Here is a 16115-nt window from a genome sequence, read left to right as displayed (position 1 = left end):
CTTGTGAAAAGTACAAACTATTTAAAACGGTGAAAAACCCAGCTTTAAAGACAAGATGACCCGCGGCTTTCGGGCTTCAATAGCGATCTGGACCTTTTGTCTAACTTGACCAAATTCATAGGATTTGCGGGATTCGCTGATATTCGAATCACACTGTCCTTCGCGATGCTCCCCCTGACGATATCACAGGTCCGATCCCAGCGGTCCGACGCAGAATTGCGGTTGTGAACCGGTCTTGATCCCGTCTAGCTTGAGGCCTCAATCAGGCCCAGAAGGGCGTCGGATTGTCGTGTGAAACAAGGGAAAATTCATGGCCAAGACGTTGATAACATGCGATTGCGCGGGATCGCAGCGTATCGATTCAGATGCGCTGGCCGAGACCACGGGTCTGACGGTCAAATCCCCCTGTTCGGCGCTCTGCACCACTCAGATTAACCGCGCGGCCAAGGCGCTGACCGAGGGCGATGCAATTTTATGCTGCACCCAAGAAGAGCGCGTCTTTACCGAACTGGCCGAGGACATGGGCCTGCCCCCTGCCCCCCTGCTCGACCTGCGCGACCGGGCCGGGTGGTCCGATGATGAGGGCGATAAACTGCCCAAAATGTCCGCACTGGCCGCAGAGGCGCTTTTGGATGCGCCTGCGGAGAAAACCATCGATGTCGGCTCCGAAGGGCTCTGTCTGATCCTCGGACGCGGTCCTGCGGCGCTGGAAGCGGCCGAACAGCTAAAGGCCCATCTCAGCGTCACGCTTTTGATGGATGACAACGTGACCGAGGCTGACGACAACCTGCCCGAAGTCCGCGACTTTGACTTGATCTCCGGCAAGCTGCGCCGCGCCAAAGGGGCGCTTGGCCAGTTCGAAGTGGTCATCGACGCCCTGCGCCAGATCGACCCACGGGGCCGTGGCCCGCTGACGTGGACCGACCCGCGGGATGGCGCGAAAAGTCAATGCGACGTGATCCTCGACATGCGGGGCGACACGCCGCTCTTCCCTGCGCACGAAAAACGCGAAGGCTACCTGCGCGCCGACCCAAACCACCCGCCCGCCGTGGCCGCCGCCGTGCTGGCCGCCTCGCATCTGGTCGGCACCTTCGAGCAGCCGCTCTATGTCCGCACCGAACCGCTTCTCTGCGCCCATTCCCGCGCCGGGCAAACCGGCTGCACCGCCTGTCTCGACCTCTGCCCCACCGGCGCGATCATGCCCGACGGTGATCATGTCACCGTCGATCCGATGATCTGCGCAGGCTGCGGCGCTTGCTCTTCGGCCTGCCCCTCCGGTGCCATTAGCTATGACGCACCGCCCGTCGATTTCACCATGCGCCGGCTCCAGACCCTTGCGCGCAGCTACCTTGAAGCGGGTGGCGGCGCGCCCCGCTTGCTGGTGCATGACGACCATGGGGCCGAGATGATCCGCCTCGCCGCCCGCCATGGCCGTGGTCTGCCCGCCGATGTGGTGCCGATGGAACTCGACGCAATCGCCGCATTTGGCCATGCCGAAGCGCTGGCCGCCCTCGCCGCCGGGTTCGCCCATGTCTCGCTGCTGCTCGGCCCAAAGGCCGACCGCGACGCGATTGAGACCCAGACCGCGCTGGCCCGCGCCATCGCGGGCGAGGCGCGCATGGCGCTGATCGACACGCCCGACCCCGACGCGCTGACCGACATCCTCTATGAAGGCACGGCCCCCGCCCCGGTGGCGCAACCTGTGCGCCCCATGGGCAGCCGCCGCCAGATCGCCCGCCAAGCCGCCCGCGCTCTGCAACCCGAAGCCGACGTGCTGCCCCTGCCCGCCGGTGCCCCCTACGGCGCGGTGCTGGTCGATACCGATGCCTGCACGCTTTGCCTCTCTTGCGTCTCGCTCTGCCCCTCGGGCGCGCTCGGCGACAACCCGGACATGCCGCAGCTGCGCTTTCAGGAAGACGCCTGTTTGCAATGTGGCCTTTGCGAACATGTCTGCCCCGAAGACGCGATCACCCTCGCCCCGCAGCTTGACCTCACCGATGCGGCGCTGAGCCAGCGGGTGCTGAACGAAGAAGAACCCTTTGCCTGTGTCGAATGCGGCAACCTCTTTGGCGTCAAATCCACGGTGGAGAAAATCACCGACAAGCTGCGCAACCATGCGATGTTCGCCGATGACGCCAAACTTCGCATGATCCAGATGTGCGATGACTGCCGCATCAATGCGCAGTATCATAACACCGGAAATCCCATGGCGGGCGCCGAACGCCCCCGCCCCCGCACCACCGACGATTACCTCTCCAAGCGGCGCGACCACTAGGCCGCCGCAACCAGACGAAAGGAGCCCCCCATGAGCGAAGACTTCAACATGTCGATGCGCAAGTTTCTCAAGCAGGTCGGCGTGACCTCGCAACAGGCCATCGAGAAAGCCATGCGTGACCAAGACACAAGCGGCAAGACGTTTGCCGTCAAAGCTGTCATCACGATCCCCGAACTGGGTCTTGAGCACGAAATCGACGGCACCATCGCCGGCGCGGACAAGGGCGAGGCATAAGCAACGTGACTGCCAGCAGAGAAGCGGTCTTGACCGCGCTAAAAACCGTGACCGATCCGGCCACGGGCACCGATATTGTGGCCAGCGGCGTGATGCGCGCGCTGAATGTGGACGACGCGGGCGCGGTGCGTTTCGTGATGGAAATCCCCCCCGCCCAAGCCAAAGCCTATGAGGAAGCCAAGGCGCTGGCCGAAGCGGCGCTGGCGCAGGTCGACGGGGTATCGAAAGTCTCCATCGTCCTCACCGGCCACAGCGAAAAAGCCCCGCCGCCGGACCTCAAGCCGCAGCGCAAGGCCGAGCCCACCGGCCCGCAAAAAATCCCCGGCGTGGACCGCATCATCGCCGTCGCCTCGGGCAAAGGCGGCGTCGGCAAATCAACCGTGTCCGCCAACCTCGCCTGCGCACTGGCCGCCCAAGGCCGCAGGGTTGGCTTGCTGGACGCCGATGTCTACGGCCCCAGCCAACCGCGGATGCTCGGCGTCTCGGGCCGCCCGGCCTCGCCCGACGGCAAAACCATCCTGCCGATGCGCAACCACGGCGTCACCATGATGTCGATCGGCCTCATGACCAACGAAGACCAAGCCGTGGTCTGGCGTGGGCCGATGCTGATGGGTGCCTTGCAACAGATGATGACGCAGGTGCAATGGGGCGCGCTGGACGTGCTGATCGTTGACCTGCCGCCGGGCACCGGTGACGTGCAGATGACGCTGGCGCAAAAGGCGCATGTGGATGGGGCGGTGATCGTCTCTACACCGCAGGATGTGGCTCTGATCGACGCCCGCAAGGGGATCGACATGTTCAACCAGCTCAAGGTGCCGATCCTTGGCATGATCGAGAACATGTCGACGCATATCTGCACCAACTGCGGCCACGAAGAACATGTCTTTGGCCATGGCGGTGTCGCCTCGGAGGCCGAGAAATGGGGCGTACCGCTGCTCGCCGAAGTGCCACTTGATCTGCAAATCCGGCTCGCCTCGGACGGCGGCGCGCCGATCACCGTGAGCCAGCCCGACAGCAAACAGGCCGCGGCCTTCCACGCGATAGCCAAGCAACTGATCGACGCCGGCGCGGCATGAGCGACCTGTCCTTCCCGCCACTGATGTCGGGCGAAGCGGTGACGGGCGATGCCCTCACCGCCGCCTGCGCCCGCGCGGCTGAGGGCTGTGATGCGGGGCTGATCGTCTACCGGTTGGACGGGGCCGAGATGCAGGCGGCGTTGGTCTTCGCCCCCGAGGTGCCGCTGGCTAAAGCCGCGGCGATGTTGCCGCTGTGCGGCGTCGGCTTCCAAAACGCCCTCGGCGCGCTGTCCCCGCCCGAGGTCGCGGTGCAACTGAAATGGGACGGCGGCATCCGGATCAACGGGGCCTCCTGCGGGGCGCTGCGGATGATTGCGCCCGCCGCCGATCCCGCCGCCGTCCCCGATTGGCTGGTCGTCGGTTTCACCCTGCCGCTTTACCCTGCCGAAGACCCTAATATGGCGCAAACCGGCCTCAACCCCGATCAAACCGCGCTCTATGCCGAAGGCTGCGCCGAGGTGCAGCCCCCTGCCCTTGTCGAAGCATGGGCCCGCCACACGCTGCATTGGATCAACCGTTGGGAAGACCTTGGCCCTGCCAGCCTGCACAGTGAATGGCGCGGCTTGGTCTATGGGATCGACGCCGACGTGACGGTGCAGGGCCAAAGCGGCACATTCATCGGTGTCGACGAAGACTTCGGCATGTTACTGCGGACGGACGACACCACCCGGCTGATCCCGCTCACCACGATATTGGAGCCCGCCCTATGACCCTCAAACTCGCCCGCGCGATCCACTTTGACGAAAGCGACCGCAACGTCTTTGCCTCCCCCGCGCGCACCGGCGAATGGTGCATTTCGGGCGGGTTCGAGTTCTCGGACTGGACCGAAGGCGACCTCACCGGCAAGGCGCGGCAGGCTTTCGCGAACGGCTGGCTGGGGTTGGAAACCTTTGGCCGGGTGACCTTTGTCGCAGTGACACAGATCGAGGAGGCCGAGGTCGAAACCCTAGCAGCCCTTTTGGCGCAGCATTTCGTCACCTACTACGGCGCGCCATCCGTGGATGCCGCTCGCCCGGTCGCTCAGGAAGAACTGGCGCAGATGATTGACCTTTGCGCCGATCATGCGCCGAACTGCTTGCTCACCGTCGCCCGCGAGTTGACTGACGCTGGCGTCCGCGAAAGCTTCCGTATGATCCAACCGCAAGATGCCGGGCTGGAGCAATTCGCCATCCACGGCGACCTGCCAGAGTAAGCTATCCCGCCCCCGCAAGTGGGCAGGATAAGTCTCTAACTGCGGTTATTCCGCCTCTTTCGCGTTGAACACAAAGAGCGTTTCCCCATTGATCTTGTAGTTATTGATCAACGCCTTCGCCCGGTCAGATGTCAGCCACCCTTCCAGCTTCAACGCCAGATCATTCTTTACATGATCGTGCATTTCGGAGTTCACCGGCAGATAGGCGTATTGGTTAAACAATACCGGGTCACCTGCATAGAGCAGCGCCAACTCGCCCTTGTTGCCAAAGTTCAACCAACTCGCGCGGTCCGACATGATATAGGCTGGCATTCCCGATGCGGTGTTCAATGCAGCGCCCATGCCGGCGCCAACGGCATTATACCAGCCCCCGAAACCCGCAACATCAAGACCCGCCTCGGCCCATAGCGACAGTTCTTTCTTATGCGTGCCGCTGTCGTCCCCGCGGCTCACGAAACTCGCTTGCGCATTAGATATCGCCGCCAAAGCCGCCGTCGCCGCTTCTGCGTCTTGAATGCCCGCGGGGTCATCCTTCGGCCCGATGAAGACAAAATCGTTATACATGATCTCGGTCCGATGGCTGCCGTAGCCGCCTTCGACAAATGCTTCCTCGGCACTGCGGGAATGCACGAGGATCGCATCGACATCCCCCGCTTCGCCCAGCTTGATCGCCTGCCCGGTGCCCACGACCAGCAGTTGCACATCAAGGTTTAAATCCTTCGCGATTTCGGGCAGCAGCACATCGGCCAGACCGGAGTTGTTGAAAGACGTTGTGACCGCCATGCGCATCACATCCGCAGCCTGCGCAGCATTCGCCATGACGAAGGCCGCAATCGCGCCCGAGAAAAGATGTTTCATTCTACGATATCCCCTCTTAAAAATGCCCGCGCTTGTGGTGTCTCCGGGCCGTTGAAAAAAGCTTCCGCCGGCGCAGCCTCATGCAAACGCCCCCCGAGCAGAAACAGCACGTCATCTGCCAAACGCCGTGCCTGGCCGAGATCGTGGGTCGATAAAATCAGTCTGGTGCCCGCAGCCTTTGCTTCTTGCAAAATCGTCTCAATCTCGCGCATGGCCCGCCCATCTAAGGCGGCGCAGGGTTCATCCAGAAACAGCAGTTTAGGGTCACATATCAGTGCGCGCGCCAGAGCGAGCTTCTGTTGCTCTCCGCCAGACAAAACGGTCGCCGCCCGCGTCACCAACTGTGCCAAGCCAACCCGCGAAGCCCAGTCTCGGGCACGCTCTTCGGCTTTGGCTTTCGACACGCCCCGCAGACGCAAAGGGTAGCTCAGGTTCTCCAGCACCGTACGTCTCAGCATCACGGGGCGCTGAAAGACAAAAGCCTGATGATGCCGCGCTTCCTCCGTCGAACAGGCCCAGTCGATCCGCCCTGCCGAGAGCCGCGCGGTGCCGTGAAGGAGTTGCAGAAACGTCGTCTTGCCTGCCCCATTCGGGCCAATCACCACCGTGGCCCCCTGCCCTTCGAGCGTCAGGTCAATCGGTCCGACCAGTTGCTGCCCGCGTCTCCGGCTTTCAATCGCACAGGCTTTCATCGGGAAGAGTTCCATCACCAACGGCCCTCCCGTTCTGTCTGGCCAAGCCAGTGGATCGCAAGGTTCACCGCGACCGCCAGCCCGATCAGGACGAAACCGAGGGCCAGTGCCAAAGCAAACTCCCCCTTACCGGTCTCTAATGCAATCGCCGTCGTAAGCACCCGCGTCGCATGATCGATATTGCCGCCGACGATCATAATCGCCCCGACCTCGCCGATCCCCCGCCCGAACCCGGCGAGGGCAGCGGTCAGCAGCGCACGACGACTGTCCCACAATAGGGTCCGTATTTTCTGGCTCTGCGTCACATTCAACGAGATCAGCAGATCATGATACTCCTGCCAGAGATCCCGAATAGACTGATGCGCGATGGAGGTGATGAGGGGCACAATGATAATGACCTGCGCTATAATCATCGCCGCGGGCGTGAAAAGCACCCCCAACACGCCAAGCGGGCCGGACCGTGACAGGATGACATAGACGATCAGCCCGACAACCACCGGCGGCAGGCCCATCAATGCATTGAGCACAGCAATCACCAAGCGTCGTGCGCGAAAACGTTTGACGGCGATCAACGCGGCGAGGGGAAGCGAGATAAGACAGGCGATCGCCAAAGCCGTGAGCGTCACATAAAGCGACCGCCCCGCGATTTCGAACAACTCTGCATCGAGCGTTAACACAAGCCAAAACGCCTGCGTAATCCCGCTCCAAATATCGACCATCCGGCGGTGGCCTCCCCCTGCGGCTGAACTGCCTCCATTGCCGGGCACCCTGTCAGGGCTTTTCGCTGGAGACCAGACCCGAAAGCCGGGAAAGTAGTCTTTGAGACAGGATGGCCCATGTCACAGGGGCGACAAAGTTGCCTTCGGTCAATTTGGCCTCAGGGCGGTGAAATTTAGGCCAGTGATTCTGGGCACCGGTCGTTTGCAGCTCTGCCGCTGCGTAAGTCAAATCAAAGTCGGGCAAGGGAAAAGATTCCGCCGAGACCGATTATTAAATAGTTATTTCAATATATTACCGAACTTTCAGGTCTGATACCGGCGACTATCAAATGAAGATCTCCTGCCCTCCTCGCGCCACCCACGCAAGAATCTGTTGCACGCAGAGCTTGAATGGCATTAAGTAACGGAAACAAAAGCGCTACCGAATAATAGCGTTACTGAGAGCGAGGGCAGATGTGACTGATACCGTACACATCAATACACGGATCCGCCGGAATGCGGAAACGCTTTCCGAGGCGTTGGAAAGTCACATGATGAAGGTCTTTGCGCCGGACGCGCGCAAGGAATTGCGCCGGTTTTCAGCCGGTGAAGCCGCTGAGTTGCTTGGGATTTCGACCAGCTTCTTGCGGAAACTGCATTTTGATAGCAAGATCGTCGAGGTCCACACCAGCCCGGGCGGGCGGCGCCATTATAGCGCGGAAGACCTGCTGGAAATTAGACGTACACTGGAAGCGACAGCCAAGACCCGGGGGGCCTATCAACGCGGCCGTCGTGAGGGGGACAAACTTCAGGTTTTATCCTTTCTCAACTTTAAAGGCGGCAGCGGCAAGACGACCAGCGCGATCCATGCAGCACAGCGTTTGGCCCTAAAGGGCTATCGTGTGCTTTGTGTCGATATTGACCCTCAGGCGTCTCTAACCACGCTGTTTGGCTATCGGCCAGAGTATGACTTCCTAAATTCAGGCACGATCTACGATGCGATCCGCTATGACGATCCAGTGCCAATGGCCGACGTCATTCAGAAGACTTTCTTCACCGGCATCGACCTCGCCCCCGGCGGGCTGATGCTGCAGGAGTTCGAGCATGAGACGCCCCAAGCGCTGTTGAACAATACGCAGCCACCCTTTTTCGCACGGCTGGCCACTTCGCTGCAGGATGTGGAAGAGAATTACGACGTGGTGATCTTCGACTGCCCCCCTCAGCTGGGCTATCTCACCATGTCCGCACTCTGCGCATCGACCAGCGTGTTGATCACTGTAGTGCCTAATATGCTCGACGTCGCGTCTATGTCGCAGTTTCTGCAGATGAGCGCCGATCTCTTAGATGTAGTGTCTAATGCGGGGGCGAGTATGGAATTCGACTTCCTGCGGTTCCTGATTAACCGCTATGAGCCGAACGATGGCCCGCAGCAGCAGGTGCTCTCCTTTCTGAGACAGCTATTCGACGAAGAGGTCATGGTTGCACCGATGTTGAAGTCGACGGCCATTTCCGACGCGGGGCTGACCCACCAGACGATCTATGAGGTCGACCGCTCACAGTTTCACCGCTCCACTTACGATCGCGCGGTGGATTCACTCAATCTTGTGAACGACGAGATCGAATCCATGATCCAGAAAGCATGGGGGCGCTAATGGCACGTAAAGGTATTCTTTCGACTGGGCTTGGCACTGAGCCAAAGCCGCAAAGCAGAGCGAAACAGCCTGTAACAGAGCCTATTCAGGCAAAGGCCAAACCAAATCTGATGCCGCGCGGTGCGGTTGGGGCGCTTCAGTCGTCGCTTAACCGGATGCAAGAGAACGCAGTCCAGGAGTTGGACGCCGCAGTTATCGATATGGCAGGGGTCGAGGACCGTTTAGGCACTGATATACAGGCCCAAAAGCAGCTTGAAGAGAGCATGCGCGCCTATGGGCAGCAGGTTCCCGTCTTGGTCCGCCCTCACCCGAAGAAGCCGGGCCGGTTTGAGATCGTCTATGGTCGACGTCGTCTACAGGCCCTACGTACGCTCGGCCTGCCCGTCAAAGCAATGGTTCGGCAGTTGGACGACCACGCGCTTGTCATGGCGCAGGGTCAGGAAAACACCGCGCGGCAAGATCTGTCCTTCATTGAGAAGGCCAGCTTTGCGGCTCAGCTCGATGCGGGCGGCCATGACCGGCAGACAATCGCGGATGCGCTGTCGATCGACCTGCCGATGGTCAGCCGTATGCTGAAGGTCGGTCACGCCTTCGATCTGCCCTTCTTGCGGCAGGTTGGCTCGGCACCTGGTATTGGGCGCGACCGCTGGATGGCCTTGGTCAAACTGTTTGAAGAACCCGGCGCGAAAAGCCGTGCGGCGAACTACATGAACCGTCCTGAGTGGGGCGGGCTGACCTCGGACGAACGGTTTGAGATGGTTTTTGCCCGTGCAAGCGCCACTCCGAGCAAGAAAGCCCCCTCCCCTACTGCCGCTGCCAAGCCGCGCACTCTGCGCAGCCGTGACGGTAAAGCGCTGGCAGATATTCGCAGCGGCAAACGCGGGGTGACGGTCACCGTCCCGTCGCGCGCGGCTGAGGGGTTCGACACATGGCTCGACGCGCATGCCGAAGAGCTTATGCAAGAGATTCACGACCGCTGGCAGAAGACCCGCGCGTGAGACATTGAGGAAGTAGCAACAGGAGGCACATCAGGACCACAAAAGAAAAGCCCCCCAGGATGAATCCCGGAAGGCCCTTCTCAAACTTTGCACCTTCGAGATAGCCCCAAAGATTCACCACTGTCAACTCTACCCGATGGGATAGGGCCGGTATTTTGTTGTCTTTCGTGATTTTAACATGGAAACCACGTTCCGAACTGCGTTCGGGCGGCCGAAAGAGGCTGTCCAACCGTCTGTGGAGGGGCCGGATAAATGGGCCCTGCTCGACCGGCTGACAATCGCCGCTGACAGTTTCGAGCTGTCGCATCGTACGCTCACTGTCCTGAAAGCGCTGCTGAGCTTCCTTCCTTCTCGCCATATTCCGGACGGCCCTGCAGGGGTGGTTTTTGCCTCGAATGCACGGCTGTCAGATCGGCTTCACGGAATGCCTGAAAGCACGCTGCGACGGCACCTTGCGCAACTTGTCCGTCTGGGTTTGCTTGTCCGGCGCGACAGTCCGAACCGGAAGCGGTTTGCGCGGAACCGGGGTGGCGAGATTGCCTCGGCCTTCGGTTTTGATCTCTCCCCTCTCGTTCTGCAAGCTGAGTTGATTGAGCGAGCCGCCTCTGAAGCTGAGGCCCAGCAGGAACGGTTGCTTGCACAGCGAGATCGGATCCTAGTTCTGCGGCACGCTCTGATCCGTCAGGAAGGCAATCGTGCGCTGTCGGATGAAGCCGGGCGTCTGTTGCGGCGCAAGCCTGAGGCGGAGACGCTTTCGCAGTTGGAAGCGCAACTCCGTGCCGCTTTGGAAGCTGTCGAAAGTGGAGCTTTAGAGTGCGAGCCATCTGCTCCATGCCTTAGCTTGTCGACGGTTCAGGTGAGCGCCAGCGACAGCCAAAATGAGCGGCACATACAGGATTCAGATAAATCCTATTTAAACTCTGAAAGAACGCACAGGTCCAAGACGCCGGACGTAAAGACGGCTGACAATTGCAAACCTTCTCAGGAAGAAGCAGGCGTAACGCTGGCGGATGTGTTGGAGACATGCAAAGAGGCTCGTAGCTTTTTCCCTGAGAGGCTGCGCGATTGGCGAGACCTTGTGCGTGTCGGAGACCAGATTGCGCCCATGCTTGGGATCGACCAGCCGGTGTTGATCGAGGCCAAGCGCAATATGGGGGCCGAGAGCGCTGCGGTTACGGTGCTCTGCCTCTTGGAGAAAGCTGCAACGATCCGAAGCCCGGGTGCGTATCTGCGGCGGCTGACACAAATGGCCTGTGAGGGGCGCTTTACGCTCAGCCCTATGCTTATGGCACTGCGTAATCGGGGAAATTGTCAGCTGACAACATAGAAAGTTGTTATAATTTAATGGGTTACCGAATTTCACAGATGGCAATCGCCTGTTTTCAGCGGATTTCATGGGTTTTACGGCATCAGAGCGCTTCCTGTCCTTGCCTGCCACCGCTAGATTGCCTGTAGTTTGCCGAGAGCCCGCATGACCTCCGTTCGCCTTCGCCTTTTGATCCTGGCCCTGACGCCGCTGGTTGTGCTGATGCCGCTGCTACTGCTCTTGGGCATGTCGCGCTGGACGGGTGATTACGACGAAGTCCTGATCGCCAATGTTGAAAGCGACCTGAAGATTGCGAGCCAGTATCTGTCGCGGCTTTTGGACGAGACGGGCAATGACCTCGGCGCCGTGGCTGCATCGGTCGAGTTCAGCCGCTGGCTGGGACGCCCGAAAGCAGAGCAAGCGCAGTATCTGCAACAGACGCGTGATCGGCTTGGCTTGGATTTTCTTCAGTACTTGCCGATGGACTCGGTGGATGCCGCCGCAGAAGAATGGCCCGTCATCGCGCGGGCGCTCGCGGGGCAGGGTGGGGCCGAGATCGACATCTTTAGCAATGAACGGCTGACAACAATTTCCGAACCTCTCGCAATTCGCGCCCGCGTGCCGCTGGTCGATACGCCCGCCGCTGTGCCTACGGATCGGAAGATCGAAGACCGCGGCATGGTTGTTCATGCCGCCAGCCCGGTTCGATTGAACGGCGCGGAGGGGGTTTTGGTCGGCGGGATGTTGTTAAACCGCAACCTCGACTTCATTGATACGATCAACGACCTTGTCTATGCGAACGCCGTGACGGGCGGGGACCGGCAGGGGACGGCGACGCTGTTTCTGGATGACCTGCGCATCTCCACGAATGTCCGTCTGTTTGAAGACATCCGCGCGCTTGGCACCCGCGTCTCGGCTGCGGTGCGTGAGGCGGTTCTGATCGAAGGGCGCACGTGGCTGGACCGCGCCTTTGTGGTGAACGACTGGTACATCTCCGGCTACGAGCCCATCACCGACAGTTTCGGCAACCGGGTCGGGATGCTTTACGTCGGCTTTCTCGAAGCACCTTTTACACAAGAGAAGCGGGAAGCCTTCTGGTGGATGATGGCGGCTTTCGTGTTGGTCTTGGCGATCTCGGCGCCGGTCTTCCTCTGGATGGCGCGGGGAATCTTCGCGCCGTTGGAACGGATGACAAAAGTCATGCACCGCGTCGGGCGCGGGGAGTTGGCTGCGCGGATCGGTCCGGTTTCGGCCAAAGGCGAGATTGCCGCCGTGGCGCATCACCTCGACTGGTTGCTTGAGCAGGTCCAAGAGCGAGACCGGCAGCTGCGCAACTGGAATGACGAGTTGAACGCACGGGTGGACCAGCGCACCGCCGAATTGCGCGAGGCGAATGAGAAGCTTGAGCAGACCTTCCGCCAGTTGGTGATGAGCGAAAAGCTGGCCTCGATCGGGGAGATCACGGCGGGGGTGGCGCATGAGATCAACAACCCGGTGGCGGTCATTCAAGGCAACGTCGATGTCATCCGCCAGACGCTCGGCGATGAGGCTGAACCGGTTGCGACGGAACTCGGTTTGATCGACAGGCAGGTGTCCCGAATTGAGGTGATCGTCGGCAAACTGCTGCAATTCGCCAGCCCGTCCGAATTCTCTGACTGTGAACATAATATCCAGCTGCAGCCGCTGGTCCAAGACTGTCTGGTGCTTGTGGATCACCTGCTGAGCCGAGGCGGGATTGAGGTGATTTGCGACTTTGACGACGTGCCCCCGGTGCGCGCGGATTCCGGAGAGATTCAGCAGGTCGTGGTGAACCTCATTGTGAATGCCACGCAGGCCATGGGCGGGGCAGGGCGGTTGCAGATCGGTCTGCGCCCAGAGGCGCGCGATGGGGCAGCAGGGGTCGCCCTGACCGTGCAGGACAGCGGGCCGGGCGTGCCGGAGGACGTACTCAGTTCCGTCTTCGATCCCTTCTTTACCACCAAACCGGGGGAGGGGACCGGGCTTGGCCTGTCGATCTCGCAGACGCTTATCCAGCGGGCAGGGGGGATCATCACGGTACGCAACCGCAGTGGGGGCGGCGCGGCGTTTTCCGTTTGGTTGCCTGAGGCGACCGGGGAAGAGAGCCCCTGAGCGCCGCGAGACGCTCAGGAAGGCCGTTTAGGCCGCTTTGCCGTCGAACCCTTCGAGATAGGCCACGATAATGTCCAACGCAGCCTGTAGGTCGGTTTTCGAGACCATTTCGGTCACCGTATGGATGTAGCGCGTGCCAACCACGATCCCCACGGCCCGCGCGCCTGCAGCGGCCTGCTGGGCAGCAGCACCGTCCTGCCCCCCGGCGGCGAGCATGGTGCGCTGGAAGGGGATATCGCGTGCTTCGGCCAGTTTCTCGATCTCGCTGACAAGGCCGACATCGGCGATAAAGCTGCTGTCGCGCACATGCAGGCCAAAGCCTTTGCCAAGCCGCGTTGTCGCCATGTGATCCGGCACGCCCGGCGTATCGCAAGCCAGTGTCGTGTCGATGCCGAGGCCAATGTCGGGCTGCACCTTATAAGCCGCCGTGCGTGCGCCACGCAGGCCGACTTCTTCCTGACAGGTGAAGGCCACATGAATCTCCGCCCCGCGGCCCTTCTCGGCGAGTTTGCGGATTGCTTCGATGCCAAGCCAGCAGGCGACGCGGTTGTCGAGCGCTTTGGACACAAACTGATTGCCCATCTCGAGGAAGGGCTCGTCCATCACCACAAAGTCACCGACTTTGACGATGTCCTTTGCCTTTTCGCCCAGCCCCAGATCGACGAAGAATTCCGAAACCTCGGGGATCTTCTTGCGGTCCTCGGCAGAGGAGATGTGAATGGGCTTGCCGCCGGGGTTCATGACGCCCTTGAGATCGCCTTGATCGGTGCAAACTATCACGCGGCGCGAGAAGAGGTTGCGGGGGTCGAAACCGCCGACGGGCTGGAGGTAAAGGAAGCCGTCCTTCGAGACATGGCTTACCAGAAAACCAATTTCATCCATATGGCACAGCAGCATGATCTTAGGCGCTTTTCCGTCACCTGCCTTTGCGTCGCGGCGGCACAGCAGGGAGCCCATCGCGTCGGTCTCCACATGGTCGAACAGACCTTCGATCTCGCGGGTGATCAGATCGCGCACGCGGTGCTCACGACCCGGCACGCCGGGGGTTTCGCATAGGTCTTTGAGTAGGTCGATGTTCATGCTGGCCTCATCCTTGGGTGATTTGGCCGCACTATCGCGCCGCGCCTGCCGAAGTGCAAACAGGCGCAGCGAAAGGGCGTGCTACATCTGCCCGGGCAGGAAAAGGACCAGCGCGGGGAAGATCAGCAGCAGGATCAGGCGGAGGATATCGACGAGCCAGAAGGGGGTGACGCCGCGAAAGATTGTGCCTGTGGAGACATCACCGACCACACCTTTGAGGACAAAGACGTTGAGGCCAACGGGCGGGGTGATGAGGCTGATCTCGGTCACTACGACCACGATGATACCGAACCACACAGGATCGAAGCCGAGGCTCGTGACCAGTGGAAAGAAGATCGGCACGGTCAGTAGCAGCATCGACATGCTTTCAAAGATGCAGCCAAGCGCGATGTAGATCACGAGGATCAGCCCCATCACGACCCACGGGCCGAGGTCCAGCGCCGTGACGGTGGCCAGCAGCCCTTCGGGCAGGCCGGCAAGGTTCACGAAGTTGGAGAAGATCCACGCCCCGATTAGGACCGAGAAAAGCGATGCCGAGGTGAGTGTTGTTTCTTCCAGCACCTCGCGCAGCCCGCGCCAACTTAAGCCGCCGCGCGCCCATGCGATGAGGAAGGCACCCGCCGCGCCCATGCCTGCGGCCTCGGTCGGTGAGAAGGCGAGGTGGATCGGCCAGAAGTCGAGCACGCCATAGAGGCCGCCAATCACCAGTGCAAACAGTGCCAGCACCGACCAGACGTGGTTCAGCGCGCGGAGCCGCTCGCCCCATGTGGCGCGAGGTCCGGCGGGGCCGGCTTCGGGGTTCATGGCGACCGAGAAACGCACCGCGCAGAGGTAAAGCAAGATGCCAAGCGCGCCGGGCACGATGCCCGCAATGAAAAGCGCGCCGATGGAGGTCTCGGTCAGCAGGCCGTAGATGACAAGGATCACCGAAGGCGGGATCAGGATGCCGAGCGTGCCGCCTGCCGCGATGGAGGCGGTCGAGAGGCTGTCGACATAGCCGTATTTGCGCATCTCTGGCATGGCGACTTTGGACATCGTTGCTGCGGTCGCCAAGGACGAGCCACAAATCGCCGCAAAGCCGCCACAGGCGACGATGGTGGCCATGGCCAGACCGCCCCGGAAGTGCCCTAGGAAAGCGTTTGAGACTTGGTAAAGCTCGCGGCTGATTCCGCCTTTGTTGACGAAAAGCCCCATGAGGATGAAAAGCGGTATCACCGACAGGCCGTAGTCTTGGCTGGTGTCGATGATGAGCCGCGACACCATGGAGATCGAGGCGCGGTAGCTGGTCTCGTAAACCAGCCCGATCATGCCCACGAGGCCCATGGCAAAAGCGATCGGCAGGCGCAGCAAGACGAGGACGAAAACGGCAGCAAAGCCGATGGCGGATGCGATCATGGGGCAGGGTCCAGAAGTTGCGGCGCAAAGAGGCGCAGAAGCCCGCGCAGGATCAGCACAACGGCGGTGAGATAGGTCATCACCGCGATGAACATGCCGATGTAGAAGGTCGGAATTTCGAGGTATTCGGTCACGTCACCATAGCTCAGTGCGCGGTAGGCGAGGTCGACCACCCGGCCCGCCGGAAACCACAGCATCACCCCGCAGGCCAGCGTTACCAGCCCGTCGCGCCAGCGTTGCAGACCCCAGTTCGCAAAGGGACGGTCCAGAAGGTCGGCAGCGATATGGCCTTCGCGGCCCGACAGGACGGGCAGGGCGGAAAAGACGATCAGCGCAATGCCGATGCGGATCAATTCGGTCGCGGCCTCAATCGGGGCGTTAAAGACCGAGCGCATGATGACATCGGCAAAGGTCAGCACCATCAGCGCAAACAGCGCGAGCGAGGCCATCGTCATCGGCAGGGCCGAGAGGGCGGTGGTAAGGCGGATCAATGGACGCATGGCGGTTCCCTGAGTTGGGGCCAAAGGCA

The 16115-nt window shown here is 61.0% G+C and carries 15 protein-coding genes; 9 read left to right on the top strand and 6 right to left on the bottom strand.

All coding sequences use genetic code 11. The features are described 5' to 3' along the window. Nucleotides 1-310: 310 nt before the first annotated feature. The 5 genes from BLS57_RS11955 to BLS57_RS11935 are packed head-to-tail and all read left to right on the top strand — an operon-like array spanning nt 311 to nt 4777. Nucleotides 311-2275, top strand: coding sequence for a 4Fe-4S binding protein (locus BLS57_RS11955; protein WP_093742573.1), 1965 nt, complete (start codon nt 311-313; stop codon nt 2273-2275). Between the two features lie 30 nt (nt 2276-2305). Beyond that, nucleotides 2306-2509: a DUF6494 family protein gene (locus BLS57_RS11950; RefSeq protein WP_093742571.1), complete on the top strand. Its 204-nt coding sequence runs from the start codon at nt 2306-2308 to the stop codon at nt 2507-2509. 5 nt (nt 2510-2514) lie between these two features. Beyond that, nucleotides 2515-3585, top strand: coding sequence for an Mrp/NBP35 family ATP-binding protein (locus tag BLS57_RS11945; RefSeq protein ID WP_093742569.1), 1071 nt, complete (start codon nt 2515-2517; stop codon nt 3583-3585). Continuing rightward, on the top strand, nt 3582-4295 hold the full coding sequence (locus tag BLS57_RS11940) for a biotin/lipoate--protein ligase family protein (protein WP_093742567.1): 714 nt from the start codon (nt 3582-3584) through the stop codon (nt 4293-4295). The genes BLS57_RS11945 and BLS57_RS11940 overlap by 4 nt, the downstream gene beginning before the upstream one ends. Continuing rightward, nucleotides 4292-4777 (top strand): DUF6505 family protein, encoded by a 486-nt coding sequence (locus BLS57_RS11935; RefSeq protein WP_093742565.1) that lies wholly within the window; start codon nt 4292-4294, stop codon nt 4775-4777. The genes BLS57_RS11940 and BLS57_RS11935 overlap by 4 nt, the downstream gene beginning before the upstream one ends. Before the next feature lie 45 nt (nt 4778-4822). On the opposite strand, the gene BLS57_RS11930 is transcribed toward BLS57_RS11935, so the two are convergent. The 3 genes from BLS57_RS11930 to BLS57_RS11920 are packed head-to-tail and all read right to left on the bottom strand — an operon-like array spanning nt 4823 to nt 7046. Beyond that, complete coding sequence (locus BLS57_RS11930) at nt 4823-5635, bottom strand: ABC transporter substrate-binding protein (protein ID WP_093742563.1); 813 nt, start codon at nt 5633-5635, stop codon at nt 4823-4825. Then, entirely contained in the window at nt 5632-6342 is a 711-nt protein-coding gene (locus tag BLS57_RS11925) for an ATP-binding cassette domain-containing protein (protein WP_093742560.1), read from the bottom strand. The genes BLS57_RS11930 and BLS57_RS11925 overlap by 4 nt, the downstream gene beginning before the upstream one ends. Next, nucleotides 6342-7046: an ABC transporter permease gene (locus tag BLS57_RS11920; RefSeq protein WP_093742558.1), complete on the bottom strand. Its 705-nt coding sequence runs from the start codon at nt 7044-7046 to the stop codon at nt 6342-6344. The genes BLS57_RS11925 and BLS57_RS11920 overlap by 1 nt, the downstream gene beginning before the upstream one ends. A 455-nt stretch (nt 7047-7501) precedes the next feature. On the opposite strand from BLS57_RS11920, the gene repA reads away from it, so the two are divergent. From repA to BLS57_RS11900, 4 genes are all read left to right on the top strand, one after another. Continuing rightward, nucleotides 7502-8677: a plasmid partitioning protein RepA gene (repA, locus tag BLS57_RS11915; protein WP_093742556.1), complete on the top strand. Its 1176-nt coding sequence runs from the start codon at nt 7502-7504 to the stop codon at nt 8675-8677. Further along, a complete protein-coding gene (gene repB / locus BLS57_RS11910; RefSeq protein ID WP_093742554.1) occupies nt 8677-9675 on the top strand; it encodes a plasmid partitioning protein RepB in 999 nt (332 codons plus the stop codon). Before repA ends, repB begins: the two co-directional genes overlap by 1 nt. 178 nt (nt 9676-9853) lie before the next feature. Then, nucleotides 9854-11002: a plasmid replication protein RepC gene (repC, locus tag BLS57_RS11905; RefSeq protein WP_093742552.1), complete on the top strand. Its 1149-nt coding sequence runs from the start codon at nt 9854-9856 to the stop codon at nt 11000-11002. A 144-nt stretch (nt 11003-11146) separates the two neighbouring features. Next, on the top strand, nt 11147-13111 hold the full coding sequence (locus BLS57_RS11900; protein WP_093742550.1) for a sensor histidine kinase: 1965 nt from the start codon (nt 11147-11149) through the stop codon (nt 13109-13111). Nucleotides 13112-13138: 27 nt separating this feature from the next. On the opposite strand, the gene BLS57_RS11895 is transcribed toward BLS57_RS11900, so the two are convergent. The 3 genes from BLS57_RS11895 to BLS57_RS11885 all read right to left on the bottom strand — a co-directional run bounded on the left by BLS57_RS11895 (nt 13139) and on the right by BLS57_RS11885 (nt 16086). Beyond that, entirely contained in the window at nt 13139-14191 is a 1053-nt protein-coding gene (locus BLS57_RS11895; protein WP_093742548.1) for a M42 family metallopeptidase, read from the bottom strand. 81 nt (nt 14192-14272) lie between these two features. Further along, nucleotides 14273-15586: a TRAP transporter large permease gene (locus BLS57_RS11890; protein ID WP_093742546.1), complete on the bottom strand. Its 1314-nt coding sequence runs from the start codon at nt 15584-15586 to the stop codon at nt 14273-14275. Next, nucleotides 15583-16086 carry a TRAP transporter small permease gene (locus BLS57_RS11885; protein WP_093742544.1) on the bottom strand — a complete coding sequence of 168 codons (504 nt, stop codon included), beginning with the start codon at nt 16084-16086 and terminating at the stop codon, nt 15583-15585. Before BLS57_RS11885 ends, BLS57_RS11890 begins: the two co-directional genes overlap by 4 nt. Nucleotides 16087-16115 lie beyond the last annotated feature (29 nt).

Source organism: Sulfitobacter delicatus (assembly GCF_900102535.1).
In the GTDB taxonomy this organism is placed as follows: Bacteria; Pseudomonadota; Alphaproteobacteria; order Rhodobacterales; family Rhodobacteraceae; genus Sulfitobacter; species Sulfitobacter delicatus.
Note: the sequence above shows the minus strand (reverse complement) of the source record. Positions and strands in the feature narration are given on the sequence as shown.

What these genes read in the sequence shown, in the direction of transcription:
- BLS57_RS11955 (WP_093742573.1), top strand. Translation starts at nt 311, where the DNA reads ATGGCCAAGACGTTGATAACATGCGATTGCGCGGGATCGCAGCGTATC.
- BLS57_RS11950 (WP_093742571.1), top strand. Translation starts at nt 2,306, where the DNA reads ATGAGCGAAGACTTCAACATGTCGATGCGCAAGTTTCTCAAGCAGGTC.
- BLS57_RS11940 (WP_093742567.1), top strand. Translation starts at nt 3,582, where the DNA reads ATGAGCGACCTGTCCTTCCCGCCACTGATGTCGGGCGAAGCGGTGACG.
- BLS57_RS11935 (WP_093742565.1), top strand. Translation starts at nt 4,292, where the DNA reads ATGACCCTCAAACTCGCCCGCGCGATCCACTTTGACGAAAGCGACCGC.
- BLS57_RS11930 (WP_093742563.1), bottom strand. Translation starts at nt 5,635, where the DNA reads ATGAAACATCTTTTCTCGGGCGCGATTGCGGCCTTCGTCATGGCGAAT.
- BLS57_RS11925 (WP_093742560.1), bottom strand. Translation starts at nt 6,342, where the DNA reads ATGGAACTCTTCCCGATGAAAGCCTGTGCGATTGAAAGCCGGAGACGC.
- BLS57_RS11920 (WP_093742558.1), bottom strand. Translation starts at nt 7,046, where the DNA reads ATGGTCGATATTTGGAGCGGGATTACGCAGGCGTTTTGGCTTGTGTTA.
- repB (WP_093742554.1), top strand. Translation starts at nt 8,677, where the DNA reads ATGGCACGTAAAGGTATTCTTTCGACTGGGCTTGGCACTGAGCCAAAG.
- repC (WP_093742552.1), top strand. Translation starts at nt 9,854, where the DNA reads ATGGAAACCACGTTCCGAACTGCGTTCGGGCGGCCGAAAGAGGCTGTC.
- BLS57_RS11900 (WP_093742550.1), top strand. Translation starts at nt 11,147, where the DNA reads ATGACCTCCGTTCGCCTTCGCCTTTTGATCCTGGCCCTGACGCCGCTG.
- BLS57_RS11895 (WP_093742548.1), bottom strand. Translation starts at nt 14,191, where the DNA reads ATGAACATCGACCTACTCAAAGACCTATGCGAAACCCCCGGCGTGCCG.
- BLS57_RS11890 (WP_093742546.1), bottom strand. Translation starts at nt 15,586, where the DNA reads ATGATCGCATCCGCCATCGGCTTTGCTGCCGTTTTCGTCCTCGTCTTG.
- BLS57_RS11885 (WP_093742544.1), bottom strand. Translation starts at nt 16,086, where the DNA reads ATGCGTCCATTGATCCGCCTTACCACCGCCCTCTCGGCCCTGCCGATG.